The organism is Micromonospora thermarum, from assembly GCF_012034245.1.
GTDB lineage: Bacteria > Actinomycetota > Actinomycetes > Mycobacteriales > Micromonosporaceae > Micromonospora > Micromonospora thermarum.
Map to the genome: position 1 here is coordinate 18,460 of NZ_JAATEO010000018.1, position 24,954 is coordinate 43,413.

The following is a 24,954-nucleotide window of genomic DNA, read 5'->3' on the forward strand; positions in this document are numbered from 1 at the left end:
CCCCCGAGTCAGAATCCGTACTGCTCCTGCAACCTGCGCAGCTCGGCGACCGCCTCCCGGTCCCCGGCGACGATGACGAGCCGGCTGCGGCCGCGGCGGCCGCCGCCGGCGCCGCTGTCGCCGCCGCTCTTGGGTAGCGGCACCACCGACGCGCCGCGCACCCCGGTGATCACCTCGGGGCCGTCCTCACCGACGATCGCGGCGCCGCCGTCGGCGGTGAACGTGCCGCCCTTGGCGAGCATCGGCAGCTTCGGCATGCTCCAGCCCATGCCGCCGAACATGGGGATCCAGCTCGGCGCGGTGAAGGACAGCCGGCCGACGGTGTTGTTCCAGAACCGGGCGATCTGGTTGAAGCCCCACTTGAACGGGGAGAGGATGATCGACCCGACCCGGGCCAGGCCCTTGGCCAGGCGGCCGGGCAGGCCGAGGTACCAGCCGAGGAACCGTGTTCCGCCGTTGACGATGTTGTTGTAGGTGCCGAGGATCAACCGGCGCCACAGCGTGTTCATGAACCAGTCGCCGACGGCGGCGGCGGCGGCCTTGACCCCGCCCCACGCCCAGTTCCACGCCTTCTGGAACCAGTCGGTCTTGGCGGCGATCAGGATGATCACGCCGATCAGCGCGACGATGGCCAGGATGATCCACGTGGTGGGGCTGGCCATCTGCGCGATGTTGTAGGCCCACTGCGCGACGGTGGCCAGCGCCGTGGCCGCCCGGCTGGCCATGAGCGCGACCCGCTGCGCGATCATCCCGGCGACGGACCGCTTGGTGGCGGCGTCACCGGCGACGGTGGCGGCGGTGTTGGCCCGGCTGGCCGCGGCAGCGCCTCTGGCGACCGCCGTGTTCTGGATCAGCGCGGCGGTCTGCGCGCGGATCGCCGAGCGCATGCCCCAGGTCGCGGCGACCTCGGCCGCCTTCAGCGGCAGGGACACGATGGCGGCGATGTTCGCGCCAGTCTGCGCGGCGCGGCTGAGGAGGAACCCGGCCGCGAGGTACGGCAGCGCCTTGGCGAGCAGATCGGTGTTGTCGGCGAGGAATGACACGACCGTCCCGCCGACGCTGAGCGTGTCCCAGAACGCTCCGGCCGGCGCGTCGGTGCTGGTGAATCCGGATGCCAGCCCGCCGAGGATGTCGCGCAGCGTGGACAGCACCTGCCCGACTCGCTCCTGGCCCTCGGCGGACTCCAGCCAGGCGCGCATGGCGGCGGTGCCGCGCACCAGGGCGTCGAGGGTGGCCCCGCCGTCGTCGCCGGCGGCGAACACGGCCCGGATGGAGCCGACGACGTTGCCGGCGATCGCGCCGAGGTCCTTGAGCACGGCGATGCCCGTGGCCATCCACTGCTGCATCCGCCCGGACTCGCGGGCGGCGATCGCCCACCGCTCGAAGCGCTGCGCGATGCTGAGGACCTCGCCGGCCATGCCGGGCAGGAACCCGCTGCCGACGGCGGCGAACTGCATCAGCCCGTTGATCACCGGCCGGACCGCGCGGGCAAGCCGGTCGACCGCGGTCGACGTGTTGCCGGTGACGAGGCCGACGTCGTCGACGAACTGCTTGGTCTGGGCGAGGCCTGCGGACTGGCGGATGGCCAGGTTGAACGACCCGCCCATCCGCACGAGCCAGCGGGTAGCCATGGGCAGGTACGTCGAGGACAGGCCGCGCAGGTCCCCGGCGACGCCCCGGAAGGTGGCCTGCTGGCCCGCCCTCGCGGCGGCCTGCCAGGCCGGGGCGAGGGCGCGCAGGGTGAGGATGACCGCCCGCCCGTTCGGCGACAGCTTCGCGAGGGCCTGCGCGGCCGGGTCGATCCCGCCGGTGGCAGCGGACACGGAGGCCTCGCGCACGGCGTCCTGGGCGTCGGCGAGGCGCTGCGCGGCCTGCTCCACCTGCCGCTGCGCATCCTCCTGCCGACGCAGCGCCGCCTGCACCGCGTCGCTGCCCTCGACGCCCTTGCGGGCGCCGTCGGCCTGCTCGGCGGACAGGTCCTCGACCCGGTCGCGGATCCCGTCGAGGGTCTGCTGGGCCCGCCGGTAGGCCCGGTCCGCCGCGGCGATGTTGTCGGGGTTGCCGGTGGCGCGGGCGTCGGCCAGGTCCCGCTCGGCCTGGGTGACCGCCGCGACGGCCTCCTCCTCGTCGAGGCGGGCCTCCTCGACGGACCGGGCCAGGTCTTCGAGGCGTTCGGTCTCGTCGGCGCGGGCGCGGGTGACGGCCTGCTGCGCGGTCAGCGCGTCGCGCTGCGCGTCGGCGAGGGCCTGGGTGGCGGCGCGGACCTCCCGCTGGGCGGCGGCGACGGCCTTGGCGGTGTTGATCGCCCGCCCGCCCCCACCGGCGGCCGCGACGCCGGTGGCCTTCCAGGCCTCGCCGAGGCCCATCGTGACGGCCTTGGCGCCGACCACCGTGGCGGCCGTCGCGGCGACCATGCCGGGCAGCAAACCGATCGCGCCGACCGCGCCCATCACCGACGAGCCGAGCGCCACGGCGTGCGCGCCGGCCGAGGCCATCGCCGCTCCGAGCGCGACGGTGGAGGCAGCGCCGGCGACGTTGGAGGCGCGGACGTTCGCCGCCGTTTTGGCCAGGAGGGCGTTGACGCCGCGGTCGCGGCCGGTGACGTTGAAGACCAGGGAGGTGTCCGACACGACACCTCCCAGGTCAGCTGGTCTTCTGCGACTCCTTGCGGAGCTGCTCGATGTAGCGGATGGCCTGGGTCAGCTGGTCATGGGTCAGCTGATCGGTCTGCCACGGCGGGATGTGCAGCACCTCGGCGAGGGCTATCCAGTTGTGGTCGCGCAGGCGCTGTCCGGGGCTTTTCCCGCCAGGTCGGCGTACGCCGGGTCCGGCTCCTCCGCCGGCGCGGGGGCCTCGGCGGCCTCGGCGTCGAGCTTGTCGATCTCGGCGCGGATGAGGGCCAGCCGGGCGGCGCGGTCCTCGTCGTCGAGGGCCGGGTTGTCGCGCACCTCGTCGTGGATGCGCTGCCACTCGCCGCGGTCGAACTGCAGCTCGAGCTCCTCGTCGGCGAAGTCGACGTCCTCGAAGCGCAGGGTGTGGTGGGTGCGGCGCAGCAGCGTCCACAGCAGTGCCCGCCGCGCGAGGACCTGGCCCTGCAGCAGCTGCTGCTTGTACTCGCTGCCGTAGGGCATGCCGGTGCGGCGCTCGATCGCCTCGGTCTCCTGGCAGCGCAGCCGGCCGAGCTGGATGTCCCAGCGCTGCTCCGGCTGCCCCTCCGGCGTGTAAACGAGAATCATTCTCTTATCCCCTCCTGGTGATGCGGCGCGCCCTGCGGTCGAGGGCGCGAAGCGCGGCCTGCCGCAACTTGGGGTGCAGGCGGCGCATGGTGTCGTCGAACCAGCCCGGCTCGCCGAGCTGGTGGGTCCAGACGTCCGGGCTGAACACCGGGTGCCGCCAGCCGCGGCGGGCGTTGAGGCGTTTGCCGGCGTTGCGGAACCCGCGGGGCATGCCCCGCTTGCGGACCCGGATCCGCGCCCCGGGGTTGCGGCCGAGGCTGACCTCGGAGACGACCTGGTTGGCCACCGCGACGCGCAGCGGCTCCCCGCCGTGGGGCAGGCCCGCGCTGGGCATGCCGAGGATCGCCCCGCGGGCGGCGGTCACGCCAGGCTCGAGGGCCTCGTGCAGGTCCGCGGTGAGTTCGGCGCGCCACTGCGTGCCGTCGGCCTCGTCCTGCAGGGCGCGGGCCACCTGGGCGAAGTTGCGGTGGTCCGGCTCGACCACCACGTGGTCCATACTCAGGCGATGGCGCGGACGATCGGCCCCGACGTCGGCCAGGTGTAGGAGGCCTCGTTGACGTCGCCCGGCGAGCCGCTGATCGGGGTGAGGCTCTTGACGAGCACGCTGCCGGTGAACTTCGGGTTCGCCGCCGAGACGACCGCGTTGCTGGCGCGGACCTCGAACGGGATGAGCAGCCCGAACTTGGGCCACAGCGCAGCGTCGATGCCGGCGAAGTCGTTCTTGATCGTCGGCGCGAGGCTGCCGGACGCGATGCCGCCGAGGACTTCCTTCCACCCGGCCGAGGCGAAGGTGGTGACATCCTTCTCCTCAACCTCGGCGGTGACCTCGATCTTGGAGCAGTTCGCGCTGCGGTCGACGCCGTCCAGGGACAGGAACGACGCCTTGAGCACCATGAATGGCATGAGGGGAGCCCTCCTCGGGCGTGACGGGCTGCCCGACGCGCGCGCAGGCTGCCGGGTGGTGACGGGGTGGGGGGTAGGTCAGGCGGGGACGACGCCGAGGGTGACCAGGAACAAAAAGCTCGGGTTGGTGCCGGAGATCGTCCAGGTGACCCGGTACCAGGTGTCCGTGATCGGGCCGGCCACCCGCCGGAACTGCCCGCCGAGGGCGGTGGCCGGGGTGAACGTGGCGCGGGTGGTGGGGCTGGGCATTGCCTGCGCGTCGTCGGACTCCACCGACACGGTCAGGGTCGGGGCGGCGGTGCCGGCGATGGACAGCACGTGCAGCGCGACCAGCAGCTCGCCGCCGGCGGGCACGGCCACGTGCTGCACGGCGGTGCCGGAGCCGGTGGCCACCCGGGCGGCGCCGGGCGGGTGCGCGACGATCCCCCGCGCCAGCGGCGCCGACGAGGACCAGGAGCCGGTCCAGGGAGCGATGTCGCCCTGTGCCCCCAGGAACTGGTACTGGCCTTCCATCGCGTTGGTCAGCCAGGCGAGGTCACCGAACGCGCTGCCCTTCGGCAGGGCCGACCAGGACGACAGCCCGCCCAGCGAGGCGAACAGCGCGTCGTCGACTGCGAGGGGGTCGCCGGCCGGCCAGAACCCGCTGCCGGTGATCTTCGCCGAGGCGGTGCCGCCCTGGACTTCCTTCCACACCTTGTCGCTGGCCGCGTCGTAGGACTTCCAGGTCGTGACGTCCTTCTCCTCGACCTCGGCCCCGGCGTCGATCTTGTTGGACGCGCCCGTCAGGTCGGCGCCGCCGGCGTAGAGCCGGACGTTCTTGAGGATCTCCGCCACGACTCAGACCTCCTGGCTGTCGGTGCCGATGACGCGCACGAGCCACTCGGCGCCGGGGTAGGGGACCTCGCCAACGCGGAAGATGCGGTGGCCCTGGATGCGGCGCACGTGCAGGTCGTCGCACGCCCCGCCCAGCGTCGGGTCCGCCTCCAGGTACTGCTTGACGCTGGTCGACCCGCGCCGTCGCATGAAACGGCGCAGCTGACGCTGGCCGCCCTCGCTGTTGGTGACGTACACCCGGCAGATGATCTCCACCACGACCATGCCGCCGAAGGTCTCGTCGAAGCTCTCGGTGATCTCGCCCGGGTAGAAGCACGGCACCACGACGGAGTCGGGCACGATCGGCCGGGACGACACGATGCCGGGTACGGCGGCCGCCGCGGTGGCGAGCCGCTCGCACACCAGGTCCACGTCCACGGCTACCGCCTCCGCCGCGATGGCAGTGCCGGCGTGGCGGCCGGCTCGCCGCCGGGCTCGCCGGCGGCCGCCGGTTCGACGTCGACCTGCCGCCGCCAGAACCGGATGAGCACGTCGAGCGCGTCGGCTGCACCGGCGTCGCCGGCGGCGCGCAGCGCGGCCTGCTCGGTGCGCAGCGCCGCGAGGGCGTGGTGGGCGCTGATCTGCTGCTCGGCCCGCGCCACTTCGGCGGCGTCGCCGGCGGCGGCGTGCGCCTCCCGCTCGACGGTCAGGGCGGCGAGGATCTCCTCGGTGGTGGTCATGGGGCCTCCGGGCAGGAGCAGGGGCGGCACGCGCAGGTCAGGTCCATGCATTCGCGGCAGTAGTGCTCGCGCACGCCACTGCACTGCGAGATGCACCCCGACGTCGAGCGCACCGGCTCCGGCTCGATCGGGTCCTGCGGCTCGTCGGGCAGGGGCAGTGGGCGGCGCAGCGGCACGGTGAGGGTGCCGCGCACCGGCCTGCCGTCGTCGCCGAGGATCAGCGCGCCGTCGGCGTTGCGCCGGTACTGCTCGACGGTCACCCGCCCGTCGCTGACGTCGATGACCGAGGGGATCGGGATGAGCCGGCCGTTGATGCCGTGGTCGCGCACCCACGCCTCGAGGGCCTCGCGGTGCGCGAAGTAGGTGTCGTGGTCGACCACCACGACCGCGTCGAGTGCCACGGGTCCTCCTGTCAGGCGAAGCCGGGCCCGGTGACGGACTCGACGAGAGCGGCGACGTCGGGGTCCAGGCGGGCCATCCGGATCACCCCGCCCCACTCGGCGGAGCCGGCCACGCCCTCGGGGGTGTCGGGGCGCTTGGCCAGGCGCATCGACTGGATCAGCGCGGCCTGCGCGATCTTGCCGGGCAGGGCGGGCCACCCGTAGCGGGCGGTGATCCGCAGCAGCGCGTCCCGCGGCCACACCCGGGCGCGCAGCACCGTGATCGGGTCCCCCGGGTCGGGGGGCTCGATCTCCCACCCGGTGAAGGTCCGCCACGTCTCGCCGGAGCGGATCTCGACGAGCAGGTCGCCGGCGGTGGCGATCTCGTGCATCGAGCCGAGCAGCAGCAGGTGATCGCAGCCCTCCCGGACCAGCCGCCCCCGGGTGTACAGCTCCCGGGTGGTGACGCCGGTCGGGGGGAGGAACGCCCCGGGCGGCCGGCCCGGCGGGTGATCGTCGATGCCGCGGCTGGACGCCTCGATCACCTGAGTCAGCGCCTCGTCCTGCACCGGGTCGACGCCGGTGATCTTCAGCTGGTGGCGCAGCAGCGGCAAGGTCGTGTACAGGCCGGCCATGCTGTGCGCCCCTTACTCGTCCGGGCTTTCCGGGTCCGCGTCGACCGGCACGCCCGCGTCCTGCAGGAGCTGCCACACCTGCTCCCGCTTGGCCTCCGCGGGCACCACCACGTCGACGGCGGCCGCGTAGGTGCGCCAGGCCCGGTCGCCGGAGCCCGGGCCGGAGCGCGGCGGCGGCGCCGGCCGCTCGGTGGTCTCCCGGGCCGGCTTGTCGGTGCGCTGCGGGCCGGGCCGGTCGGTGGTCTCGACCGGGCCGCCCGGGCGGTCGACGTAGCAGGCGCGCACGTTGTCGCACCACTTCGCGGCCTCGTCCTCGGGCAGGTCGATCTCCTCGCCCGGATGCCACGAGAACTCGAGGCCGCTGATGCTGGTGAGGATCCTGACGGCGACCATCAGGCGTGCACCGTGGGGGCGACGCGCGGGTCGGCCAGGACCACCGCGGCACCGTAGACGCCGCCGGTCGCACCCGGGGCGACGGTCACGTTGACCCGCAGGAACCGCCGGCGGCCGAGGTAGCCGATCTCGAAGACCTTGTTGTCGTCGGCGGCGACGATGCCCGGCTCGACGCCCTGCAGCTTGTCGTCGGCGACGTCGGCCCAGGCGGCGCCGTCGTCAGAGTCCTGCACGACGATGGTGTGCGTGCCGTCGGTGATCACGCCGCAGGCGACGACGATCATCGCGGCCTGGAACATCGCGCCGCCGCCGACGCGGTCGACGGTGCTGCCCTGCGCGGTGGCGTTGCGGGTCGCCGGCGGCAGCGACTGCACCGTGAGCAGGCTGTTGTACGGGTCCTTGGTGGTCATGCTGGGTGCCTTCCGCGCGGGGACAAGGGCAGGTCAGGGGGTGGCCGGGGCGGTGGGAGGGGTGCACCGCCCCGGCCAGATCAGGGGGTGAGATGTCCGATTCACCTAGGTCCCTAGGTAGCTAGGTCCCTAGGTGAATCGGACAGGCCGGGCTGCCGGTCAGGCGGCCGAGTGCTGGTAGACCCGGTAGGCGTTGCGGTCCTGCACCGAGCCGTCGAGGCGGGCGAAGGACAGGAACGCGGCCTGCATCCGCTCGGCGTACCGCTCGTTGAGGCGCATCAGGGTGACGCCGCGCACGAGGCGGATCACGTACGCCGAACGGATGTCGCCGAAGATGATCGACGCCGCGTTGGCGGCCGGGACCGGCATCGAGTTGTCGATCGCGTAGGCGCGGCCGTTGATGGTGGCGGGCATGCCCGCGGCCGGGACCGGGATCCACAGCGGCCGCTGGTCGGCGTCCTTCAGCTTGCGCAACACCTTCAGCGTCTGGTCGTGGAACACGTACCGGCTGTTGCTGTTGCGGTAGGCCGGGTCGACGGCGTGCTCCAGGTCGACCAGGTCGTCGTAGGTGACCGAGGTGGTCTGCCCGTTCGCGCCGGTCTTGCCGACCACGGCGTTGGACAGGATGCCCTCGGGCTGGTCGACGCCGGTGCCGGTGATCCACGCCCGGGCCGACCGGCGGCCGATGCGCTCGCCGAGCTTGCGGGACATCAGCCCGTCGACGTCGACGGCGGAGTCCTGCAACAGCGCGAACGGGAACTTCACCATCTTGCTGGAGACGATGTGGGCCTTCAGCTTGCGGCCGGTGAACTTGACGTCCTGCTCGGTGACCTCGTCGTTCTCGCCGAGGAACTCGCCCTCGTTGCCGGTGTCGTCCATGCCGATCCACGGCAGGTCCGCACCGGTGTCGGTGGTGAGGGTCTCGGCGTACTGGGCGATGCCGCCGAAGGCCTTCATCACGTCGACGAACTTGTTGCGGAACGAGTCCGGCACGAGGAAGCCGCCGGCGGTGTCGGCACCGGAGGTCTGGGCTCGACTCTCCAGCTCGACGTGGGCGCCCATGAGCAGGTCCCGGTCCTCGTTGGACAGGCGGGAGATGCCCTGGGTGAGGTAGCGGCGGAACGCCGCGGCGTAGCGCCGGTCGGCCTCGGCCTGGTCGCTGTCCTCGCCGCCGCCGTTGCCGCGGGCGGAGACGACGTCGTCCCGGTCGACCTCGTCGAGGCGGGCGGCCCGCTCGAACCGCTCGATGTCCGAGCTGGCCTCGTCGAGGTCGGTCTCGGCGGCGTCCCAGGCCTGCCGCTCCTCGGCGGTCAGGTCGCGGTTCTCCTCGTCGGCCCGGCGGCGGATCTCCTGCATCTGCGCCCAGGTGCGGTTCTGCCGCTCGACCGCCCGCCGCAGAAGGGTTGCGCTCACGTGGTTCTCCTTGTCTGCCCTGTTCAGCGGGCGGGGTGGGCCAGGCGCGGGTAGCGCTTGGCGTAGCCGCGCATGACGCGGTCGACGTGCTCGGTGTGCCGGCGCTGCGCCGGCTGATCGGCGGGCCGCTCGACCTGCTTGAGCAGCTCGCGCAGCTCTTCGCGGTGAGCGGCGCGGCGCTCGATGGCGTCGTAGTCGCCGCGGGACAGCAGCGCCGGCACCACCTGGCGCAGGGCGGCCTCGGTGTCGGCGTAGGCCGGGAATGTGACCGCGCTGACCTCGATGAGGTCGATGTCGCGGATGATCCGCAGGTCGGCGGTGTAGACCTCGACCTTGCCGTCGGCGCGGGGCTCCTCGACCTCGATCTCGGTCCACTCCGAGCCGCCCGGGGCGACCCAGAACCCGATCGACATGCCGGTGATGCGCCGCTTCTCGACGTTGCGGCGCAGGTCCCGGACGTAGGACAGCTCCTCGTCCAGCCCGGAGTCGACCTCGATACCCCGGTCGGTCTCGGTCAGGACCAGATCGCCGGCCGAGACCCGGGACACCAGGTAGTAGGTGTCGTGGTCGATCAGCATCCGCTGGTCGAACTCGGCCAGGGTCCGCGCCGCCGCACCCGAGGCGAACTCCTCGAAAAAGCCCCAGGTACGCGGGTTGCCGATTGCAGCGCGCACCCCGTACACGGCGGCCAGGCCGCCGAAACGGCTGCCGCCGTCGTCGGCGGCGCGCAGCTGCACGCCCGCCTGGTCCATGGCGAGGGTGCGCAGCTCGATCAGCTCGCCGCCGGGCTGTCCGGTGCGGCGCTCAGTCCTCATCGTCGGACTCCTCGTCCTCGTCGTCGGGCGCCGGCGCCGGCGCGGGGGTCGGCTCCGGCTCCTCGCCGAGGGGGGTCATGTTGGCCGGCTGCAGGTAGCCCTGGCCCTTGCCGTCGGGGATCGGCGGCAGGTCCTCGTAGGCGCGGATCTCGTCGGCGTTCAGGCCGCCGACCTCGCGCAGCACCCTGTAGAAGGCGGCGCGGGCCTGGGCGTCGGCGCGCAGCAGGCCGTTGACGTTGTAGCGCACGTCGCGGTCGCGGCCGACGTCGGCGAACAGTTCCTTCTCGATGCGCTGCTCGGTCGGCGCCAACCACGTCGGGTGCAAATCGAAGGTGATCCACCCCTGCGCCTGCTGCTCCAGCCCCGTCCCCCAGCTGGTCGACTTGGCCGTCTCGAACAGCAGGAACAGCGGCGTGCCGAAGAACCGGGCGACCTCCGGGACGGCGAACTGCCGGGTCTCCAGGAACTGCGCGTCACGCAGCGGCATGGTGATCGGCGCGAACTTCGCCTTGCTGTCGAGCACGGCGATCTTGTGGGCGTTGTCCGTGCCGGACATGCGGGCTTCCCAGCGCCGCTGCAGGGCCAGGGCCTGGGAATCCTTGAGGCGCTGCTCGACCTGCAGCACGCCCGACAGTTGGGCGCCGCGGGCGAAGAACTTGGCCCCGGACTTCTCCGCGGCCTGCGCCAGCGCGATCGCGCTGGCGGCGAGCCGGATCGGGGACAGGCCGGTGACGCCGTCGTAGTTCAGGCCGGGGATGTGCAGGATGTCCCGCGAGGTGAGAACCCGCTTGGTGCCCCAGTCGTCGGTGACCTCGAAGATCTTCCCGCCGGGGTTGAGGGCGGTGGGCTTGACCTTGCCGACCTTGTACCGGTCGGGGCTGATCGGCCACAGCTCCTTGACGGTGCCGGCGCGGTTGCGGACCTTCTGGATGGCCGCGTTGCCCCAGCCGAGGCGGTGGGCGTAGGTAAGCCGCCACAGCTCGAGGCGGGTCAGCTCGGGGTGCGGGTTGCGCAGCAGCGGCTCGGGCACCTTGACCCGGGTGTCCGGCTGGTAGGTGTGCAGCGGCAGCGCGGCCGCCACGCCGGAGGTGACCGCGATGCACCGGTACACCGCCGACATCCGCAGCCCGGACGCCGGCGTGACGCTGATCCCGGCGTCCGTGGTGTCGCCGCCGAGGTACTCCAGCAGCGTGTCGGCGGTCAGCGGTGTCGACGGGTCCTGGATGTTGCGCCGGAACAGCCCCTGCAGGGCGGTCACGTGCGACTCCCGGCCCGGTACGCGGCCAGGGCCCGGGCGAGCCGCTCGGTCCAGTGCACGGTCGGGCGGCGCTTGGGCTTGGCAGCCGCCGCGCGGGCGTTGGAGGTCACGACCAGGACCACGCCGGCGACCAGCAGCGCCGCCGGCGGCCACACCGCGTACCCGAAGGCGACCAGGCACAGGTAGCCGGCGAGCTCCATCGCGTTGTTCAGCCGGGCGCCCCTGGGTCGTGGCGGGGCCTCGGCGACGCGGGCCGGCACCTCGCTGGCGGTCATCAGCTCGTCGTCCATCACAGGGGGCCTTTCGTCACCAGAGGTTGGGTGGTCCGTCCTCGACCAGGAGGTGCGCGCGGGTGTCCAGCGCCCAGGTGGCGAGCGTCACGGCCTCGAGGCAGGAGATCTCCGCCGAGCCCTTGCGGCCCCACGCCTGCGCGCCGTCGCCGATCTCGCGGACCGTCGCACCGGCCAGGGCGTTGCTCAGCTGCAGCTGGTCGCGGTGCCTTGCTGCGAGCTGGACGGCGGCGTCGACGAACAGCCCGAACGCCGCGCCCATGTCCGCCCCGGAGGTGACCGCCAGGTCGCCGCGCTGCGGCTGGTCCGGGTCCTCCGGTTCGCGGATGCCGACCTTGTTGAGTGCGGCGATCACCGATGCGGCGGGGCCGCGGGCGTCGATCGCGATGGCGACCGGGTCGTGCTTCTTGCGGAGCTTGACCAGCCGCTTGACCAGCCAGTGTGTGCCCGGGGCGTGGGCGATGATCTCCCAGTGCAGCAGCCCGTCCGCGCGGCGGCCGCACACCGCGATCGCCGCATACCGGCGGTTCTTGGCGATCGCCACGCCGAACGCGACGTCTCCGACCCGCCGGGAGTCCTTGTCGGCCAGGTCCCGCCACAGCTCCGGGGAGATCGGCCCGCCCTCGGCCTTGATCTGCACCGGCCAGATGCAGAGGCGCTCGCGGGCGAACCCGGCCGGCGACATGGCGCGGTACTCGGTGTCCTGGATCCACTTGACGGTGATCCGGATGCCGAGTGCGGGGTTGGTGGCGGCCCAGTTCGCCGGCGACCCGAGGTCGATCTTGTCGAGGTTGTCCAGGTCCCCGGCCAGGCCCCAGTCCCGCCACAGCAGCGACGGGTCGGTGCCGGACTCGCCGCGCTCGCGCAGCGCGTAGAGCACCTCGCCGGACTCGCCGTCCAGCGGCGGCGAGCTGGCGTAGATGATCTGCGGGTTGCCGGTCACCGTCCGGGCCGACATGGTCGGCATCAGCGCGTCCTGCTGCGCCCGGGTATAGGCGTAGGCCTCGTCGACGATGACCACGTCGCCGGAGAAGCCGCGGCCGCTGCCTTTGCTGCGGGCGATGAACTTGATCCGCTGGCCGGTGGACCTGCGCAGGAAGCCGTGGTAGCCGTTGCCGCTGCTGACCTTGATGTCGCCTGGCTCGAGGACGCCGGCCTTCTCCAGCGCCTCGAAGAGCTGCCCGAGCCGTCCGAAGAGCTCCAGCGCGGTCTTGACCTCGTGCGCCGTCCAGATGATCAGCTTCTCGCCGAGCAGGATCATGCCGGCGAGGACCCGGGCCTCGAGGATTGCCGACTTGCCGTTCTGCCGGCCCAGGATCTCCGCGCACTCCAGGCACGTGAACTTGCCGTCCTCGCCGATGGCGAGCATCAGCGTCAGCGAGTCCTGCTGCCACGGGTCGAGGAACAGCCCGGCGATCTGCGCGAGCTCGATCGCCTCGGGCCCGTACGAGTCGACGTACGGGGGGTGGGTGTTAACCCGCGGGTGGCGAGCGCCTCTTACGGGCAATCCGAGCGGTGAGGTCTGCAACGCTGCCTCCACCTGGACCACCCGCCGCGGCCGCGGCCGGCGAGGCCTGCCCGTCGCCGGTGGCCACCACCGCGGCCGCCGGCGGCGGCGGCTCACTGCGCGGTGCCGCGGCCGACGCAGCGGGGCGGCCGGTCGCGCCGGCACGCGCCCGGGCGAGATCGCCGAGGACCTGGCGCAGCGCGAGGGCCTGCTGCCGGGACTCGGTCAGCGCCTTGTCGATGATCACGACCACGCTGTCTCCGCCGTCTCCGACGAGCGGGACGAACCGCGCCCACTCGCGGCTCTCGCCGCGCAGGAACGCGTCCAGGCGGTCGCACCGGTCGGCCAGCCGGCACGCCTCCTCGAGGAGCACCAGCTCGGTCGCGGTCAGCGGGCCCTGGTCGAGGACCTGCCGCCACAGCCGCCGGCCCCGCGCCTCCAACACGGGCGGTGACGGCGTGACCGGTGCCGTCACGGCCGCGGCGGGTGTCACGGCCGGGTCGGTCACGGCTGTCACACCCGGGGATGTCACGGTCTCTGTCACGGCCGCGGCCAGGGCGTCAGGGCACCGCTGCGGGTCGCAAAACCGGTGGTCATCGTCCTTGTGGGCGCGGGAGCGGCGCTGCCTCTGCGCGGCTGTGAGGGCCATCCGCGCCGCCCTCCCGAGAATCTGTCACGTGACGGGGGAGAGATGGGAGCCTGGAGCGTGGGGTCACCCAGGCCGGCCCGTCAACTTTCCAGGCCCCCCTACCCTGCGTCACCAGTCCTCACTGGTCACCAAGGTCGGCAGGGCCTGCTTGTTTCCTCGCGACTGGTTGCACTTGCGACCACACTCGGGGCAGCCCGTCACTCCGTGGGCTGGGCGCATGGCGTGTGGGTCGATGGGCTGCGTGCTGTCCACGCTGATCGGTATCAGGTGGTCCGCGTCAGTAGCACCAGGGTGTCCACACAGGTGGCACACGTGCCCGTAGATCAGGAACATGCTGTCCCTGGCCCTGCGGTAGGGGCGTCCTACACGGTGCCTGCTGCGGGGGGCCATCCGTAGACTCCCTTGCAGCAGCCCTTACAGGAGGCACCCGATGGCCCAGGGCCAGCCTGAGCAGCCCGATCTGCCGACCAGCCCGATCAGCGCCCTGCAGTCCGACGCGATCAGCCTGCATGAGCTGCACAGTGCCTACGTGCAGGCCGGATTCACCGAGGACCAGGCGATGCAGCTGGCCTGCGCGGTGATCGCCTCTGCGGTCCAGGCGCACGTCATGGCCGCCGAGATCCGACGCCTGTAAGGTGCGGCCATGACCGACGCGGCCAAGGGCATCACGGTGACCACCTACGACCAGCGCGACGAGAAGGCCGACACCGCCGCGCACCCGAACGCGACCGGGGTCGAGGTCATGGACCATCACCTGCTGGTGCTGCAGGGCGGCAAGACCCTGGCGGTCTACGCGCCCGGCTGGTGGGCCAGCGCCGTGGTGAACGAGGCCACCTCGTCGACGACCGCCAGCCCGCCGCAGTAGCCGCGCGCTGCTGGCGGGTGCAGCCGCGGCGGGCAGCACGGCGCCCGCACGCCACGAACGGCGAGGGCGGCCAGGCGCAGCTGCCTGTCCCCGTACGCCGTCGCCATCTCGAGCTCGGCGGCGAAGCGGCGCAGCGCCTCGAGCGGGTCCGGGCGGCCGGCGGGCTTGCCGGCTGGTCGGCCGATCGCCTTGCTCATCGCAGCCCCGGCCGCTCAGTCGCAGTCGACGTCGTCGTCGACCGGAACGATCACCGGGTAGACGATCGGCCGGCCGTCCTGGTAGCGGGTCTTGTAGACGGTCGGCCGGCTCACCGGTTGCCGCGGTCGGCTCGGCGCCCGGTACGCGGGGGCCTTCGGCGCGGCGGGTGCCTGCACGGCGGGCGGCCGCGGCGGTGACGGCGCCGCGCAGGCGGGCCCGGCGACGACCGCGGCCACGACGCCGACCGCCATCAGCAGCAGCGCCAGGATCACCAGGATCGAGGCCGCGACCTTCATCGCCGGCGGCGTTGTGTGACCCATCGGAGCCGTCCCCCTCAGATCGAGCTTCTCGCCGACTCGTGCCGGCGAGTACGAACCGTTCGTTATGGCCGGATGACGTCGCCGCCGGTGGCGACCATCGGAACGGCGGCCGCCAGAGCGTCCGGGCTCGGCGCGTGCGCGTCGAAGACCACCACGTCGGCGGTGAGCCCGCGGAACCGGTCGCTGCCGCTGACGCCGAACGCCACGCAGCCGCGGCCGCCGATGGCGGTGATGCGCTCGCCTCCCCTGGCACGCCGGATCCGCTCGCCGGGCAGGGCGTGCGCGGCCACCTCGGCGAACGCGAGGCGGGCGAGATGCGGCGTTTCGGCCAGCACGACGACGCGGCGGCCGTCGCGCATGTCCGCCAGTACGCCGGCGGCGGTGTAGCGGTTCACGGTGGCCCTTCTCTGTCGCGGCGCGGGTCAGCCGGCACGGTTGGCCTCCTCGGCGGCGGTGAGTCGCTCGCGGGCGATGGCGGCGTAGTGGGCGGTGTACTCGACGCCCACGAATGGGCGGCCGCTGGCCAGGGCGGCGACGCCGGTGGATCCGGACCCGGCGAACGGGTCGAGCACCGTGCCGCCGGGCGGGCACACCTTGATCAGGTCGGTGAGCAGTTCGACGGGCTTCTGGGTGATGTGCCGGCGGTTGGCGCCGCGGGGTTGGCTGGCGGAGTAGAGGCCGGGCAGGCAGACGGGGTTGCGGGTGGCGTCGACGGGCCCGTTGCTGCCCCAGAGGATGTATTCGCAGCTGGCGGCGAAGCCGCCGCGGCGGGGCCGGTGGATGGGCTTGTGCCAGGGGATGACGCCGCGCCAGAGCCAGCCTCCGATCTGCAGCGCGTCGCTGGTGGCGGCGAGCTGCCGCCAGTCGGTGAACACCAGGAGGCTGGCGCCGGGCCGGCTGGCGGCGAGGCAGTGGGCGAGGAGCAGGCCGAGCCAGGCGGTGTACGAGCGCTGGTCGCGGTTGTCGCCGGCGAAGTCGGCGAGGCCGTGCTGCGCGTCGCCGGAGACGTACTTGTCGCGGGCGGTGGTGCTGACCCGGTCTGACTGGGTGCGCCCGCCGCTGTTGTAGGGCGGGTCGGCGAGGACCAGGTCGACCTGGCCGGGCGTCAGGGTGGGCAGGATGGCGAGCGCGTCGCCGTGGTGCAGGGTCCAGGAGAGCATGTGGCGATTCCGGTCGGGCCGGTGTCGCCGTCAGGCCGCCAGGCCGAACAGGGCCGGTGCCGGGGCGGGGGCGTTGGCGCGTTTCCGGCCGCGGCCGGAGGCGTCGGTGGCCGCCTCGGCGGCGGTGACTTCGTCGAGCAGATACCAGGTGGTGCCGCGGCCGCGTCCGGGCCGATTGAAGCGCTGGATGCGGCCGCGGCGGGCCCAGGAGCGGATGAGGTCGACGGTCACGTCGGGGCACCGCAGGTGCACGACGATCGCCTCGGCGGTGCCGTAACGGCGGCCGCCGATGGTGAGGATGCCGGTCACCGGGTGCTGCCGGTGGTGGGTGGTCTGTCAGCCGGGGCGGGCCGGGGGCGGCGACGCCGGCGGGGGCGAGTGGTTTTCGGAGCGGTGGTGCCGTCGATCGCGCGCCCGAGGGGGGCGACGGCGGTGACCTGCTCGGCGAGGCTGGGCAACGGGTGCTCCCTTCCCCGCCGGTGGTCAGGCGGCGGTTTGCTCCGATGGTGCGGTGTGCAGGCCAGCGAGCAGCACCCTCACCAGGGGCGAGTCGGCCGGCCAGATGTGGCGCACCCGGATCGGCCGGGTGGCCATGGCGCAGGCGCACAACGGGCCGCGGCAGCGGCAGGCGTCGTTGTCGCAGACCACCGTCCACGCGGCGGTGTACGGCGAGGAGATCTGCGCCTGCAGGCGCCGCTGTCCGCAGGCGGGACAGCGGGGGCCGCCGGGCAGCGACCAGCGGTCGGCGTCGAGGCCGACGACGCCGCGCAGCCGGCGGTCCAGGACGTCCAGGTCGCCGTGAACCTCGCGGGCGAGCGCGGGGCTGACGGCGGGCAGGGCGGCGGCGAGGTAGTCGCAGCGGCCGTCCCACTTACTGTCGGCGATGTCGACCCACAGGCTGCTCCAGCAGAGCAGGGGGTGGGTGCGCAGCTCGCTCGCGACGAGCATGACCGCGTGGTGCACGGTGGGCCCGAGGTCGGCCTCGACGTCCAGCAACGCCGGGTTGACCGGCGCTGGTGTCGCGCCGGCCGGCTTGATGCCGGCCCGCTGGTTGACGAGGCGGTCCGCCTTCTCCGCGCGCAGCAGCTCGTCGTACGCGGCGAGCGCGGCCGCCGAACGATGCCGGGCGGGCGCGTCGGCGGGCTGCGGGTTCGTGATGAGCAGGGCGTCGCGGACGACGTCCAGGTAGGACACGGCGCGGCGCAGCGAGGCGAGAGCGGCGGCGGCGTGCAACTGGTGCGGGTGGTACGTCATGCGCCGCCTCCCGGGCTGTCGCAGGTACTGTCAGAGGCCGGTGATGCCCTGCACTGCGCTGCGGTAGGGGACGGCGGGGTCAGGGACGCGGGGGCGTCCCTGCCTCGTTGTCGCGTCGGGGTCCGGGGTACCTGGCGGTGAGGGTTGACGACGCCCGGGGACGCGAAAAGCCCGCCAGCGCCGGGGGCGGACGCTAGACGGGCTTCGGGTACAGCTCACCTACTGGCGGGTGAACGGACAATAGGATGCCCCGGTCCGAACAGGTGTGTCAAGCACCGGGTGTCCGGGTCACGTCACGGACGTCCAGGCGGCCCATCCGCAGCAGGCCACGATCGCCAGCATGAACACGACCCACACCAGCAGCTGGACGCTGAGACCGATCAGCTGGAGCCAGTCGTTGAGCCTGGCCAGCCGCCGCACGGCGCGTCCACCGGGGATGCCCGGCGGCACGTACGGCGGTGGGAGCGGCGGGTAGTGCGCTGGGCCCTGCGGCTGCCGGGCCGGGTACGGCGCGGCCGCTGGCGGGGGTGCCGTGCGGTAGTGGCCGGGTGGCAGCGGCTGCGTCGGCGGCATCGGCGGCGCCTGGCCGGCGGCGGGCTGTTGCTGGGCCTTCCAGGCGATCTTGCGGCGGCGCACCCACTCCATGCGCTCGGGTCTACGGCTGGTGAGCCACTGCCGGAACGTGACGGTGAAGGTGTGGTCGTAGCTGGGTCGGTCAGGGTCGACCGGTACGCGGAACATGCGGGCTGTAGGCCTCCCGATGGGGTGACAGGTCATCGACACCCTGCCATGCCGGGTGCACCGGGTTCACTCAGCCGATCGGGCCTACCCGCCGGTCGCTTCTCGAGGGCGAGACCGCGCGGATTCTTGTTCTCACCCCACCTTAAACCCTTGTCTCTATCATGGGTTTCTGTTAGGCTTTTCCTTGACAGGAACAAGGGAAGGAGGTGAGATTTAGATGAGCAGCCGGATGGACCAGATCGTGGCAGCGGCGGTACGGCAGGGCTTCTCGGTCCGCCAGACCCGCACCGGCGCGTGGATCTTCGCTAAGGGGATCTCGACGCTGGTGTTCACGCACACTCCACACTCCCCCAAGGAGTGGATGGAGATGCTGAGCGCGCTGCGCGGCGCTGGTTTGCGGTTCCCCGTCTACCGGCGGCGGTGACCGCGCCGGGGGCCGCGTACCGGCGCGGCCCCCGGCCCCATCCGGGTCCTGACAGGAACAAGGGATGAGGAGTCCAGTATGACAATGCGAAGCCAGCGGTGGCGCGCCCGCGTCACCTTCATGCACCCCGGCAACCTCGACGACGAGCAGCTCGCCGCCCTCACCCAGGCGCTGCCCGGCTACGGCATCCTGCACGACAACGGCACCGACCGGATGCGCGCGGAGATGGACGTCGACGCCCCGAGCGCGCGGCTGGCCTGTGACGCCGCGGTGCGGGCGCTGCGCGCCGCTCACGCCCAGGTGGTCGGCGGACCGGTCACCATCACCGGGCTGCGGGTGCTCACCGCCGCCGACCACGAGCGGGAACTCGCGTACCCGCCGGCGCTGGACCTGGTCGGCACCGCCGAGGTCGCGCAGATGCTCGGCGTGAGCACCCAGCGCGCCGGCGAGCTCGCCCGCACCAACCCGGCGTTCCCGGCGCCGGTGGCCACGCTCAAGATGGGACCGGTGTGGACCCGGGCGTCGATCGAGGCGTTCGACCGCGGCTGGGAACGCCGGTCGGGCCGGCCACCCAAGACGGCCTGACCCAAGGTCGGCCGTCACGAGTCGGACGGCTCGTCGGGCCGGGTCATGTCGCGCAGGGCGTCCTGCGGCGCCGCCTGCCGCAGGTAGTCGCGCCGCCAGCCGCGGCGGGTGCGCCGGCACCGGCCGCACGCCCACGGCAGCGGCCACCACCGGCCGCAGCTCCAGCACCGCCAGGTCCTCACGGGACGACCGCCGCGGTGGTGCCGACGAGCCGGCCGTCGCGGGCCGCCTCGGTCAGGGTCGCGAGGAGGTCCCCGGTCCAGGTCGCGGTGAGTCCGGCGCGGGCGACCAGAAACAGGCCGCAGCGCCCGCCGCGGGCGGCGACCACGTCCAGCCAGCCCGGCGGTATCGGCGGCAGCGGCGCCAGCAGCTGCAGGCGCCGCCGGCCGTACACGCCGCCGCCGCGGCCGCCGCTGGGCAGCTGCACCCGCCAGCACAGCGGCCCCTCCGGTGTCGGCGGGCACAGCGGGTCGGCGGCCGGCTGCATGCCGCCCGCGAGCGCACCGGTGAGGACCAGGTCGCGGCGCTCGCCGACGTCGGCGACGCCGCGCTCGTCGAGCACCTCGGCGGACATGGCGATCTCCACGACGATGCACGCCACCACCTGGCCGCCGGCGGCGCGGCCGGCGTAGGCGAACCCGGTGGCCTCGGTCTCGTCCAGCGACGGCAGGGCCGCGGTGGGGAGCAGGCGGACGCCGGCGGGCCCGCAGTGCACGTGGGCGATCCACAGGCGGGCGTAGCCGGGGCCGACGTCGACGCCGGCGTGCAGCGGCTCGCCGGCGTCGACCCGCCCGCGTCGGCGGCAGTAGGTGCACCGGTACTCGGCCAGGTAGGGGCCCGCGGCGAGTTCGGCGGCGCGCTGAGCGCCGATGACCTCGGCGACGTCGGGGGCGATGGTGAGGTTACGCACGGCTGGTGGCCTCTCGTCGGCGCAGGGCGGAGGGGATGTCGGCGTCGGAGAGCACGCCGTGGTAGGCGCCGCGGCACTGGCAGTCGCAGTCCTTGACCGGCACGCCAGCCGAGATGAGGCACTGCGGGGAGCAGCCGTGAGCGCGCACGAGCGCGGCGGCGGTGGACACCTCTTCGGTCAGCGGCACCGGCCGTCCCGGCACGCGGTGTTCCTCCCAGGTGGCGGGCTCGATCTCGCTGGAGGCGAGGGTGGGCTGGTCGTAGCCAGCCCACCCTCTGCGGCTACCCACCGCCGCTCCACCCGAGCAGCACGTCTCGCGCACGCCGGATCAGCCGGAACACGTCGGCGTTGCCGCCGGCGTCGGGGTGGGCGGTGCGGGCGGCGGCCCGGAACGCGGCCTGGATGAGCTGCCGGCTCTGCGTCACGGTCACCGTGTGCACGTCACCGGCCGCCGCGATGGCGTCGGCGCTGCGCAGCAGGGTGGAGGCGGACACGCCGGCGGCGTCGGCGAGCACGCGGGCCGCCTCGTCGGGGGTGAGGGTGGTTTCGGCGGCGGTGGCGGCGATCGCGGTCCAGCCTCGGTACTGCTCGCCGGAGCGGGTGACGCCGTAGCGGTCGACCGCGCGCAGCGCCTGCAGCGCCAGGGCGATCGCCCGGACGTTGGCCTGCCAGCGGTCGTAGGCGTCGGTCGCGTAGGTCAGCGGGCCATGGACCGAGTCGAAGGACACCCGCACGCCCGGGTGCCGCAGCTGGGCATGGGCACGGACCATGCCGTCGCGGCGTAGGTCCGCCTCGGTGATGTCGACCTGGATGACCACTAGGTCGGCGCCGAGCAGCCCGGCCTCGTGCAGCAGCAGATCCAGCGTGTCGCCCCACGCGGCGCGGAACCGGTAGTGCGACCACCGGCCGACGGTGGACGGACCGGTCCAGCCGCCGCCGTTCAGGGGCCGGATCTGGTAGTGGGGCAGCGTCACGGCCGGCCCCCGGACGGATCGGGCGCGGCAGAGGCCGGCGGCTGGTAGAGCTGCGCCTCGACGTACACACGCACCTGGCGGCTGTCGCCGCGGTTCGGGTACGGGCCGGACACCTCGAGGATGGCGAGCCGTGGGGCGGTGCGCAGCTCATGGAGGGCGGCTTCGCATTCCTCCTGCAGGCCCATGAGGCGGATCTTCACGGTGCCGGCACCTCCTCGAGCAGGTCGGTGGCGCAGCCGCAGGGCATCCGCAGGGTGAACATGTCGGCGCCGCCGTTCGCCCAGGCCAGCACCGGATGCCAGCGCAGGCCGTGGCAGGAGTAGCAGCGCGGTTCGTCGTGGTCGTCCTCGCCGTCGTCCATGCTGTCGCGCCAGGCGTCCTGGTCGGCGTGCTCGTCCGGGCGGCAGCCGTCGTGGGTGGCGCGGCCGCAGCCGTCGCAGACCGGGCAGAGCACGTCGACGACCAGCACGCGGGGTGCCTGCTGCTCGGGCAGCCAGGTCACCTGCATGCCGGTGATCCGGGCGCCGGCGCAGGCCCGGCACCGCTCGGGCCCTTCGTACGGGGCGGGGGCCGGCAGGTGCAGGTGCCGGTCTGGGGTGGCCGGGGCGGTCACGCCGTCGCTCCCGGGGCCTGGTCGGGCCGGTCGTCGGCGTGCGGGAGGCGTTCGCGTATGGCCTGCAGGTAGTCGGCCCAAGCCAGGGGGTCCCGTTCGGGGTTCGGTATCTCGCCGATCAGGATGCCGCCCTGGACGGCCGACACGACGTGGACGTCGAGCCGGCACGCCGCCTTGGCTGCCAGGTCGGAGCCCACCTTGTCGCCGCGGCGGTAGGCCTGGATGCTCTCGTCGAGCAGCTCGAGGACTCGCAGGGTCTGCCGGGTGCGTTCCTCGTCGGTCATCATCGGGTCCTCCGGCTCTCGGCATCGGTGAGGGACAGGTACGGGGGCAGCCAGGGCGGCGGGTCGACGCCGGCGGTGTGGGCGACGGTGACCCACAGCCGGCCCTCGTCGCGGGTGAGGTGGTAGACGCCGCCCCGGTGGCACTCGACGCAGTGGTGCTCGGTGCTCAGCGCGGCGAGCATCGTGGCGGTGGCGTCGTCACCGGGGCTCACCTGGTAGACGGCGAACTCGGCGGCGGCGCAGAACGGGCACGGCACGTGGACGGTGCGCACCTGGTCGCCGGCACCGCCCCAGGTGACCGAGGCGTTGGCTTCGTAGCGGGTGAGGAAGGCCTCCAGGGAGGTGGGTGCGCGCATGCGGGTCTCCCAACGGTGCTGGGCCGTGAGGTATCGGCGGTGCGCATAGGCCGCGCCGACAACCACCACGACGAAGACCGTGGCGTAGAGGGCGGCGGCATACCCCTCGCCGCCGACAGCCAGGGTGAGCGCGAGTAGCCAGGCGAGAGCGGCGCAGCCGGCCTGCAGGGCCAGGAACTGGCGGTGACGGCGCTCGACCGTGCCGCGCCGCCCGCTGCCCACGACGATGGCGCTGCCGATGAGCAGGACGGCGTACACGACCGGTCCGAGGATCGTGATCAGCTTGTACACAGGGTGGGCGTCTCTCTGTGGATAAGGTGGCGAGCCGGAGGGGGCGGGCCGGCGGCGAGGTGCGAACGCCGCCGGCCCGGCAGGGGGCGTTAGCGGCGCTGGTGCTCCTGCACCGCGGCGAGGGCCTCGTCGAGCAGCTGGGGGCCGATGTAGGCGGCCAGCGCGTCGATGACGAGGGCCTGCTGGTGGCGGCGCTGCGCGAAGGCCAACAAGCGCAGCGCCTCCTTGTAGTGGCGGGGCACGCTCGCGCCGAGCTGGACCAGGTCGAGCATCGGGTCCGGCGGTGGCCCGGCGAGCATGCGCCGGAAGAACCCGGCACCGCCGCTGTCCGATTCGCCCTGTTCACCTAGGAACCTAGCTAGGTCCCTAGGTGAATCGGACATAGCGGGCGGCGGGGACTGGTCCGCGCCGCTCATGGTGGCCGCCGGCTCGGCCGGGTCCGCCGCGGTGGGCGGCGGTGCCTCGGTGGGGGTGGGCTGGGCGAAGGAGGCGGCGAAGCCGCCGGCGCGGCGGGCCTGGGGGCGTCGGGGTTTGCTGTCGGTGCTCATGCCGCGGCCTTCCGGGCGGCGGGGTAGACCTCGCCGACGACGTCGGCGTAGCGGCCGGTGTCGTCCCAGACGTAGCCGGGGCCGCGCCCGTAGAAAACGCCGTCGGGGATCTCGGTGTCGAGCACTGGCAGCTCGAGGGCGGCGAGGTCGCGGCGGGCGATGCGGGCGTCGTTGGCGGCGGCCTTGGTCTTGACCAGCAGCACGGACACGTTGAGCGGGTACAGCTCGTCGACGGCGGCGGCCTCGGCCATGGTGGCGGGCAGGCGGTCCATGTCCAGCTCGGTGGGTGCGAGCGGGATGAGCAGCTCGTCGCAGAGCTGCCCGGCGCGGTGGAAGTTGGTCACGGAGGCGCCGCCGATGTCGACGACCAGGGCGTTGGCCCGGTAGTCGGTGACGGCCTGGGTGATGCCCGGGATCATGCCGGTGGGCTCGGGCCAGGAGATCACCTGGAACGGCACCTGCTCGCCGCGGTCGAGGGCCTTGCGGTAGTGCTGGTGCAGCGACTGGGAGGTCTTGTCGGCGTCGACGCCGAGCGGCCGGTAGCCGCGGTTGGCGAGCTCGTTGAGGAGGAACCAGCAGGTGGTGGTCTTGCCGGTGCCGCCCTTGAAGCAGGCGACCATCACGGTCAGCTCCAGGCCAGCCGGGACCGGCCGGGCCTGCAGGGCGTTCGCCGGCAGGGCGAGCGCGGTAGTCGGGTGCACGGTGATGTCCTTCCGATGTGGGTGGCCCGGGCGGCGGGCGCCGCGCGAGATCGAGGGGTGTCAGCCGGCGGCTGCGGGTTGTCGCCACTGGGGGCGGCAGGCGCTGCAGACGGCGGGATGGTCGATGTCGGTGGTGATCCAGCCGGAGCCGTCGCACCGCCCGTCCGGGCAGCCGGCCGTGACGGCCGGCGGGGGGTCGGGGACGACGACGACCGGGGGCGGGCCGAGTTGGCGGATGCGCCAGCGCAGCGCGCCGTACGGGTTGTCGGCGAGGCCGGGGTCGCCGCCGCGGTGGATCTCCCGGTACAGGCCGCCGGGTGGCCACCCGGCGGTCAGGGCGGCGGCGAGCAGCGGCAGCAGGCGGCGCTGCTGCCAGCCGGCGAGCCGGGCGGTCAGGTCGGCCTGCAGCCGCTCCAGGACCTGGCGGGCCTCGTCGAGGTTCGCGACCGGGGTTGCATCGGAATGTCGCTCCTCCTCGTCCTCGTCGGCCGTGACCGCGGCGGGGCGCCCCGGTGGTCCGGGAGGTGCTGGAGGAGGAGGGAGGGGGTTTCTGTGGGGGTTCTTTTCCTTATTAGATGAAACCTGCAAATCGTGCAGGTTTGAACCTGCAACCGTTGCAGGTTCGTGCCTGCAGATCCTGCAGGTTTGGCCCCCTGGGTGGACCTCCGGCGCGGTCTCGACCAAACCTGCAACATTTGCAGGTTTGCTCTGCTCCTCGGTCGGCTGTTGCTGGTCGCGGGCGGCCTTGCGGGCCTGGGCCTTGCTCGCCTCCTCGGCCGGGTCGTACACGCCGGTCCAGTCCTGATGCGGGGGCAGCGGGGTGTCGGGGCCGTCGACGAGCAGTTGCAGCCGGTTGGAGCCGCGGCCGCCGCTCGGGTGGCCGCGGCGCAGCACCCGCAGCAGCTGGCGGTTGACCAGCCGGGCGACCGCGTTGTAGACGGTCCGTTCGGATACCTCCAGGTCCTCGGCGATCTCCCGCACCGAGCAGTAGCGGGAGTGGTGGCCGGGATCGACCCGGCGGGCCAGCCAGTGCAGCAGGGCGTTCGGTGTGGCGCCACCGGCGCGTTGATGGCGGGCCCACCGCATGGCGGTGTCGCTCATGTGCCCTCCCCTCGTGGTGTTTCTGGCATGGCGAGCCCCTCTCTGGTGGCCGTCGATGATCAGCCGGCGTTAAGGTCGGCCGACATCGCCAGCGCGGTGCGGTGGTGGCCTGGCCGGAGGTACCGGGCCTGGGTGGTCCTCCGGCAGGCCGCTACTGCTGCGAGTTGGCACCGGGCAGCTCCGGTGT

Annotated in this window: 38 protein-coding genes; 4 read left to right on the top strand and 34 right to left on the bottom strand. The window is 73.2% G+C overall.

Annotated elements, in window-relative coordinates; translation table 11 throughout:
• Positions 1-8: 8 nt before the first annotated feature.
• The 17 genes from HCJ94_RS17250 to HCJ94_RS17330 form a co-directional block, all read right to left on the bottom strand.
• Positions 9-2,630 (bottom strand): hypothetical protein, encoded by a 2,622-nt coding sequence (locus tag HCJ94_RS17250; protein ID WP_168002052.1) that lies wholly within the window; start codon positions 2,628-2,630, stop codon positions 9-11.
• A 132-nt stretch (positions 2,631-2,762) separates the two neighbouring features.
• Complete coding sequence (locus HCJ94_RS17255) at positions 2,763-3,236, bottom strand: hypothetical protein (protein WP_168002053.1); 474 nt, start codon at positions 3,234-3,236, stop codon at positions 2,763-2,765.
• A 4-nt stretch (positions 3,237-3,240) separates the two neighbouring features.
• On the bottom strand, positions 3,241-3,732 hold the full coding sequence (locus HCJ94_RS17260) for a hypothetical protein (protein ID WP_168002054.1): 492 nt from the start codon (positions 3,730-3,732) through the stop codon (positions 3,241-3,243).
• A gap of 2 nt (positions 3,733-3,734) precedes the next feature.
• Positions 3,735-4,139 (bottom strand): hypothetical protein, encoded by a 405-nt coding sequence (locus HCJ94_RS17265; protein ID WP_168002055.1) that lies wholly within the window; start codon positions 4,137-4,139, stop codon positions 3,735-3,737.
• A gap of 78 nt (positions 4,140-4,217) precedes the next feature.
• A complete protein-coding gene (locus HCJ94_RS17270; RefSeq protein WP_168002056.1) occupies positions 4,218-4,973 on the bottom strand; it encodes a hypothetical protein in 756 nt (251 codons plus the stop codon).
• Between the two features lie 3 nt (positions 4,974-4,976).
• Positions 4,977-5,390: a hypothetical protein gene (locus tag HCJ94_RS17275; RefSeq protein WP_168002057.1), complete on the bottom strand. Its 414-nt coding sequence runs from the start codon at positions 5,388-5,390 to the stop codon at positions 4,977-4,979.
• A gap of 2 nt (positions 5,391-5,392) precedes the next feature.
• Positions 5,393-5,692: a hypothetical protein gene (locus HCJ94_RS17280; protein ID WP_168002058.1), complete on the bottom strand. Its 300-nt coding sequence runs from the start codon at positions 5,690-5,692 to the stop codon at positions 5,393-5,395.
• On the bottom strand, positions 5,689-6,093 hold the full coding sequence (locus tag HCJ94_RS17285; RefSeq protein ID WP_168002059.1) for a hypothetical protein: 405 nt from the start codon (positions 6,091-6,093) through the stop codon (positions 5,689-5,691). The genes HCJ94_RS17280 and HCJ94_RS17285 overlap by 4 nt, the downstream gene beginning before the upstream one ends.
• A gap of 11 nt (positions 6,094-6,104) precedes the next feature.
• On the bottom strand, positions 6,105-6,707 hold the full coding sequence (locus tag HCJ94_RS17290; protein ID WP_168002060.1) for a phage gp6-like head-tail connector protein: 603 nt from the start codon (positions 6,705-6,707) through the stop codon (positions 6,105-6,107).
• A gap of 12 nt (positions 6,708-6,719) precedes the next feature.
• The gene (locus HCJ94_RS17295; protein WP_168002061.1) at positions 6,720-7,100 is read right to left on the bottom strand and encodes a hypothetical protein; all 381 of its coding nucleotides are present in this window, start codon (positions 7,098-7,100) and stop codon (positions 6,720-6,722) included.
• Positions 7,100-7,510 carry a hypothetical protein gene (locus HCJ94_RS17300; protein WP_168002062.1) on the bottom strand — a complete coding sequence of 137 codons (411 nt, stop codon included), beginning with the start codon at positions 7,508-7,510 and terminating at the stop codon, positions 7,100-7,102. The genes HCJ94_RS17295 and HCJ94_RS17300 overlap by 1 nt, the downstream gene beginning before the upstream one ends.
• A gap of 159 nt (positions 7,511-7,669) precedes the next feature.
• The gene (locus tag HCJ94_RS17305; RefSeq protein WP_205801448.1) at positions 7,670-8,923 is read right to left on the bottom strand and encodes a phage major capsid protein; all 1,254 of its coding nucleotides are present in this window, start codon (positions 8,921-8,923) and stop codon (positions 7,670-7,672) included.
• Positions 8,924-8,946: 23 nt separating this feature from the next.
• Positions 8,947-9,738, bottom strand: coding sequence for an HK97 family phage prohead protease (locus HCJ94_RS17310; protein ID WP_205801449.1), 792 nt, complete (start codon positions 9,736-9,738; stop codon positions 8,947-8,949).
• Entirely contained in the window at positions 9,728-10,996 is a 1,269-nt protein-coding gene (locus HCJ94_RS17315; protein ID WP_168002063.1) for a phage portal protein, read from the bottom strand. Before HCJ94_RS17315 ends, HCJ94_RS17310 begins: the two co-directional genes overlap by 11 nt.
• The gene (locus HCJ94_RS17320; RefSeq protein ID WP_168002064.1) at positions 10,993-11,286 is read right to left on the bottom strand and encodes a hypothetical protein; all 294 of its coding nucleotides are present in this window, start codon (positions 11,284-11,286) and stop codon (positions 10,993-10,995) included. Before HCJ94_RS17320 ends, HCJ94_RS17315 begins: the two co-directional genes overlap by 4 nt.
• Before the next feature lie 16 nt (positions 11,287-11,302).
• Entirely contained in the window at positions 11,303-12,814 is a 1,512-nt protein-coding gene (locus HCJ94_RS17325) for a terminase large subunit domain-containing protein (RefSeq protein WP_168002065.1), read from the bottom strand.
• Positions 12,759-13,301 (bottom strand): hypothetical protein, encoded by a 543-nt coding sequence (locus HCJ94_RS17330; RefSeq protein ID WP_168002066.1) that lies wholly within the window; start codon positions 13,299-13,301, stop codon positions 12,759-12,761. The genes HCJ94_RS17325 and HCJ94_RS17330 overlap by 56 nt, the downstream gene beginning before the upstream one ends.
• A 571-nt stretch (positions 13,302-13,872) precedes the next feature.
• Here HCJ94_RS17330 and HCJ94_RS17335 point away from each other — a divergent pair.
• Positions 13,873-14,076 carry a hypothetical protein gene (locus tag HCJ94_RS17335; protein WP_168002067.1) on the top strand — a complete coding sequence of 68 codons (204 nt, stop codon included), beginning with the start codon at positions 13,873-13,875 and terminating at the stop codon, positions 14,074-14,076.
• A 9-nt stretch (positions 14,077-14,085) separates the two neighbouring features.
• Positions 14,086-14,307: a hypothetical protein gene (locus HCJ94_RS17340; protein WP_168002068.1), complete on the top strand. Its 222-nt coding sequence runs from the start codon at positions 14,086-14,088 to the stop codon at positions 14,305-14,307.
• Between the two features lie 212 nt (positions 14,308-14,519).
• On the opposite strand, the gene HCJ94_RS17345 is transcribed toward HCJ94_RS17340, so the two are convergent.
• From HCJ94_RS17345 to HCJ94_RS17370, 6 genes are all read right to left on the bottom strand, one after another.
• Positions 14,520-14,825 carry a hypothetical protein gene (locus tag HCJ94_RS17345; RefSeq protein WP_168002069.1) on the bottom strand — a complete coding sequence of 102 codons (306 nt, stop codon included), beginning with the start codon at positions 14,823-14,825 and terminating at the stop codon, positions 14,520-14,522.
• A 62-nt stretch (positions 14,826-14,887) separates the two neighbouring features.
• Positions 14,888-15,220, bottom strand: a complete 333-nt coding sequence (locus tag HCJ94_RS17350; RefSeq protein WP_168002070.1) for a hypothetical protein — start codon at positions 15,218-15,220, stop codon at positions 14,888-14,890.
• Positions 15,221-15,247: 27 nt separating this feature from the next.
• A complete protein-coding gene (locus HCJ94_RS17355) occupies positions 15,248-15,985 on the bottom strand; it encodes a DNA-methyltransferase (protein WP_168002071.1) in 738 nt (245 codons plus the stop codon).
• 30 nt (positions 15,986-16,015) lie between these two features.
• On the bottom strand, positions 16,016-16,294 hold the full coding sequence (locus tag HCJ94_RS17360) for a hypothetical protein (protein WP_168002072.1): 279 nt from the start codon (positions 16,292-16,294) through the stop codon (positions 16,016-16,018).
• A 174-nt stretch (positions 16,295-16,468) separates the two neighbouring features.
• Complete coding sequence (locus HCJ94_RS17365; protein WP_168002073.1) at positions 16,469-17,239, bottom strand: hypothetical protein; 771 nt, start codon at positions 17,237-17,239, stop codon at positions 16,469-16,471.
• 288 nt (positions 17,240-17,527) lie between these two features.
• Positions 17,528-17,980, bottom strand: coding sequence for a hypothetical protein (locus tag HCJ94_RS17370; RefSeq protein ID WP_168002074.1), 453 nt, complete (start codon positions 17,978-17,980; stop codon positions 17,528-17,530).
• 217 nt (positions 17,981-18,197) lie between these two features.
• Between HCJ94_RS17370 and HCJ94_RS17375 the strand changes: the two genes are divergently transcribed.
• The gene (locus HCJ94_RS17375; RefSeq protein WP_168002075.1) at positions 18,198-18,404 is read left to right on the top strand and encodes a hypothetical protein; all 207 of its coding nucleotides are present in this window, start codon (positions 18,198-18,200) and stop codon (positions 18,402-18,404) included.
• A gap of 78 nt (positions 18,405-18,482) precedes the next feature.
• The gene (locus HCJ94_RS17380) at positions 18,483-18,989 is read left to right on the top strand and encodes a hypothetical protein (RefSeq protein ID WP_240944299.1); all 507 of its coding nucleotides are present in this window, start codon (positions 18,483-18,485) and stop codon (positions 18,987-18,989) included.
• A 14-nt stretch (positions 18,990-19,003) separates the two neighbouring features.
• Here HCJ94_RS17380 and HCJ94_RS17385 read toward each other — a convergent pair whose 3' ends face one another.
• The 11 genes from HCJ94_RS17385 to HCJ94_RS17435 all read right to left on the bottom strand — a co-directional run bounded on the left by HCJ94_RS17385 (position 19,004) and on the right by HCJ94_RS17435 (position 24,767).
• Positions 19,004-19,171, bottom strand: coding sequence for a hypothetical protein (locus HCJ94_RS17385; RefSeq protein WP_168002076.1), 168 nt, complete (start codon positions 19,169-19,171; stop codon positions 19,004-19,006).
• Complete coding sequence (locus HCJ94_RS17390; protein ID WP_168002077.1) at positions 19,168-19,899, bottom strand: hypothetical protein; 732 nt, start codon at positions 19,897-19,899, stop codon at positions 19,168-19,170. Before HCJ94_RS17390 ends, HCJ94_RS17385 begins: the two co-directional genes overlap by 4 nt.
• Positions 19,892-20,188 carry a hypothetical protein gene (locus HCJ94_RS17395; RefSeq protein ID WP_168002078.1) on the bottom strand — a complete coding sequence of 99 codons (297 nt, stop codon included), beginning with the start codon at positions 20,186-20,188 and terminating at the stop codon, positions 19,892-19,894. The genes HCJ94_RS17390 and HCJ94_RS17395 overlap by 8 nt, the downstream gene beginning before the upstream one ends.
• Positions 20,181-20,873: a molecular chaperone DnaJ gene (locus HCJ94_RS17400; RefSeq protein ID WP_168002079.1), complete on the bottom strand. Its 693-nt coding sequence runs from the start codon at positions 20,871-20,873 to the stop codon at positions 20,181-20,183. The genes HCJ94_RS17395 and HCJ94_RS17400 overlap by 8 nt, the downstream gene beginning before the upstream one ends.
• Positions 20,870-21,073, bottom strand: coding sequence for a hypothetical protein (locus HCJ94_RS17405; protein WP_168002080.1), 204 nt, complete (start codon positions 21,071-21,073; stop codon positions 20,870-20,872). Before HCJ94_RS17405 ends, HCJ94_RS17400 begins: the two co-directional genes overlap by 4 nt.
• Positions 21,070-21,486, bottom strand: a complete 417-nt coding sequence (locus tag HCJ94_RS17410; protein WP_168002081.1) for a hypothetical protein — start codon at positions 21,484-21,486, stop codon at positions 21,070-21,072. The genes HCJ94_RS17405 and HCJ94_RS17410 overlap by 4 nt, the downstream gene beginning before the upstream one ends.
• Complete coding sequence (locus HCJ94_RS17415) at positions 21,483-21,770, bottom strand: hypothetical protein (protein WP_168002082.1); 288 nt, start codon at positions 21,768-21,770, stop codon at positions 21,483-21,485. The genes HCJ94_RS17410 and HCJ94_RS17415 overlap by 4 nt, the downstream gene beginning before the upstream one ends.
• Positions 21,770-22,417 (bottom strand): hypothetical protein, encoded by a 648-nt coding sequence (locus HCJ94_RS17420; protein WP_168002083.1) that lies wholly within the window; start codon positions 22,415-22,417, stop codon positions 21,770-21,772. Before HCJ94_RS17420 ends, HCJ94_RS17415 begins: the two co-directional genes overlap by 1 nt.
• 89 nt (positions 22,418-22,506) lie before the next feature.
• Positions 22,507-22,965 carry a hypothetical protein gene (locus HCJ94_RS17425; RefSeq protein WP_168002084.1) on the bottom strand — a complete coding sequence of 153 codons (459 nt, stop codon included), beginning with the start codon at positions 22,963-22,965 and terminating at the stop codon, positions 22,507-22,509.
• Positions 22,962-23,666, bottom strand: a complete 705-nt coding sequence (locus HCJ94_RS17430; protein ID WP_168002085.1) for a nucleotide-binding protein — start codon at positions 23,664-23,666, stop codon at positions 22,962-22,964. The genes HCJ94_RS17425 and HCJ94_RS17430 overlap by 4 nt, the downstream gene beginning before the upstream one ends.
• Positions 23,667-23,726: 60 nt before the next feature.
• Entirely contained in the window at positions 23,727-24,767 is a 1,041-nt protein-coding gene (locus HCJ94_RS17435) for a helix-turn-helix domain-containing protein (protein ID WP_168002086.1), read from the bottom strand.
• Positions 24,768-24,954 lie beyond the last annotated feature (187 nt).

What these genes read in the sequence shown, in the direction of transcription:
- HCJ94_RS17290 (WP_168002060.1), bottom strand. Translation starts at nt 6,707, where the DNA reads ATGGCCGGCCTGTACACGACCTTGCCGCTGCTGCGCCACCAGCTGAAG.
- HCJ94_RS17255 (WP_168002053.1), bottom strand. Translation starts at nt 3,236, where the DNA reads ATGATTCTCGTTTACACGCCGGAGGGGCAGCCGGAGCAGCGCTGGGAC.
- HCJ94_RS17335 (WP_168002067.1), top strand. Translation starts at nt 13,873, where the DNA reads ATGGCCCAGGGCCAGCCTGAGCAGCCCGATCTGCCGACCAGCCCGATC.
- HCJ94_RS17370 (WP_168002074.1), bottom strand. Translation starts at nt 17,980, where the DNA reads ATGTTCCGCGTACCGGTCGACCCTGACCGACCCAGCTACGACCACACC.
- HCJ94_RS17425 (WP_168002084.1), bottom strand. Translation starts at nt 22,965, where the DNA reads ATGAGCACCGACAGCAAACCCCGACGCCCCCAGGCCCGCCGCGCCGGC.
- HCJ94_RS17280 (WP_168002058.1), bottom strand. Translation starts at nt 5,692, where the DNA reads ATGACCACCACCGAGGAGATCCTCGCCGCCCTGACCGTCGAGCGGGAG.
- HCJ94_RS17375 (WP_168002075.1), top strand. Translation starts at nt 18,198, where the DNA reads ATGAGCAGCCGGATGGACCAGATCGTGGCAGCGGCGGTACGGCAGGGC.
- HCJ94_RS17340 (WP_168002068.1), top strand. Translation starts at nt 14,086, where the DNA reads ATGACCGACGCGGCCAAGGGCATCACGGTGACCACCTACGACCAGCGC.
- HCJ94_RS17365 (WP_168002073.1), bottom strand. Translation starts at nt 17,239, where the DNA reads ATGACGTACCACCCGCACCAGTTGCACGCCGCCGCCGCTCTCGCCTCG.
- HCJ94_RS17295 (WP_168002061.1), bottom strand. Translation starts at nt 7,100, where the DNA reads ATGGTCGCCGTCAGGATCCTCACCAGCATCAGCGGCCTCGAGTTCTCG.
- HCJ94_RS17435 (WP_168002086.1), bottom strand. Translation starts at nt 24,767, where the DNA reads ATGAGCGACACCGCCATGCGGTGGGCCCGCCATCAACGCGCCGGTGGC.
- HCJ94_RS17265 (WP_168002055.1), bottom strand. Translation starts at nt 4,139, where the DNA reads ATGCCATTCATGGTGCTCAAGGCGTCGTTCCTGTCCCTGGACGGCGTC.
- HCJ94_RS17260 (WP_168002054.1), bottom strand. Translation starts at nt 3,732, where the DNA reads ATGGACCACGTGGTGGTCGAGCCGGACCACCGCAACTTCGCCCAGGTG.
- HCJ94_RS17355 (WP_168002071.1), bottom strand. Translation starts at nt 15,985, where the DNA reads ATGCTCTCCTGGACCCTGCACCACGGCGACGCGCTCGCCATCCTGCCC.
- HCJ94_RS17320 (WP_168002064.1), bottom strand. Translation starts at nt 11,286, where the DNA reads ATGGACGACGAGCTGATGACCGCCAGCGAGGTGCCGGCCCGCGTCGCC.
- HCJ94_RS17300 (WP_168002062.1), bottom strand. Translation starts at nt 7,510, where the DNA reads ATGACCACCAAGGACCCGTACAACAGCCTGCTCACGGTGCAGTCGCTG.
- HCJ94_RS17380 (WP_240944299.1), top strand. Translation starts at nt 18,483, where the DNA reads ATGACAATGCGAAGCCAGCGGTGGCGCGCCCGCGTCACCTTCATGCAC.
- HCJ94_RS17415 (WP_168002082.1), bottom strand. Translation starts at nt 21,770, where the DNA reads ATGACCGACGAGGAACGCACCCGGCAGACCCTGCGAGTCCTCGAGCTG.
- HCJ94_RS17345 (WP_168002069.1), bottom strand. Translation starts at nt 14,825, where the DNA reads ATGGGTCACACAACGCCGCCGGCGATGAAGGTCGCGGCCTCGATCCTG.
- HCJ94_RS17310 (WP_205801449.1), bottom strand. Translation starts at nt 9,738, where the DNA reads ATGAGGACTGAGCGCCGCACCGGACAGCCCGGCGGCGAGCTGATCGAG.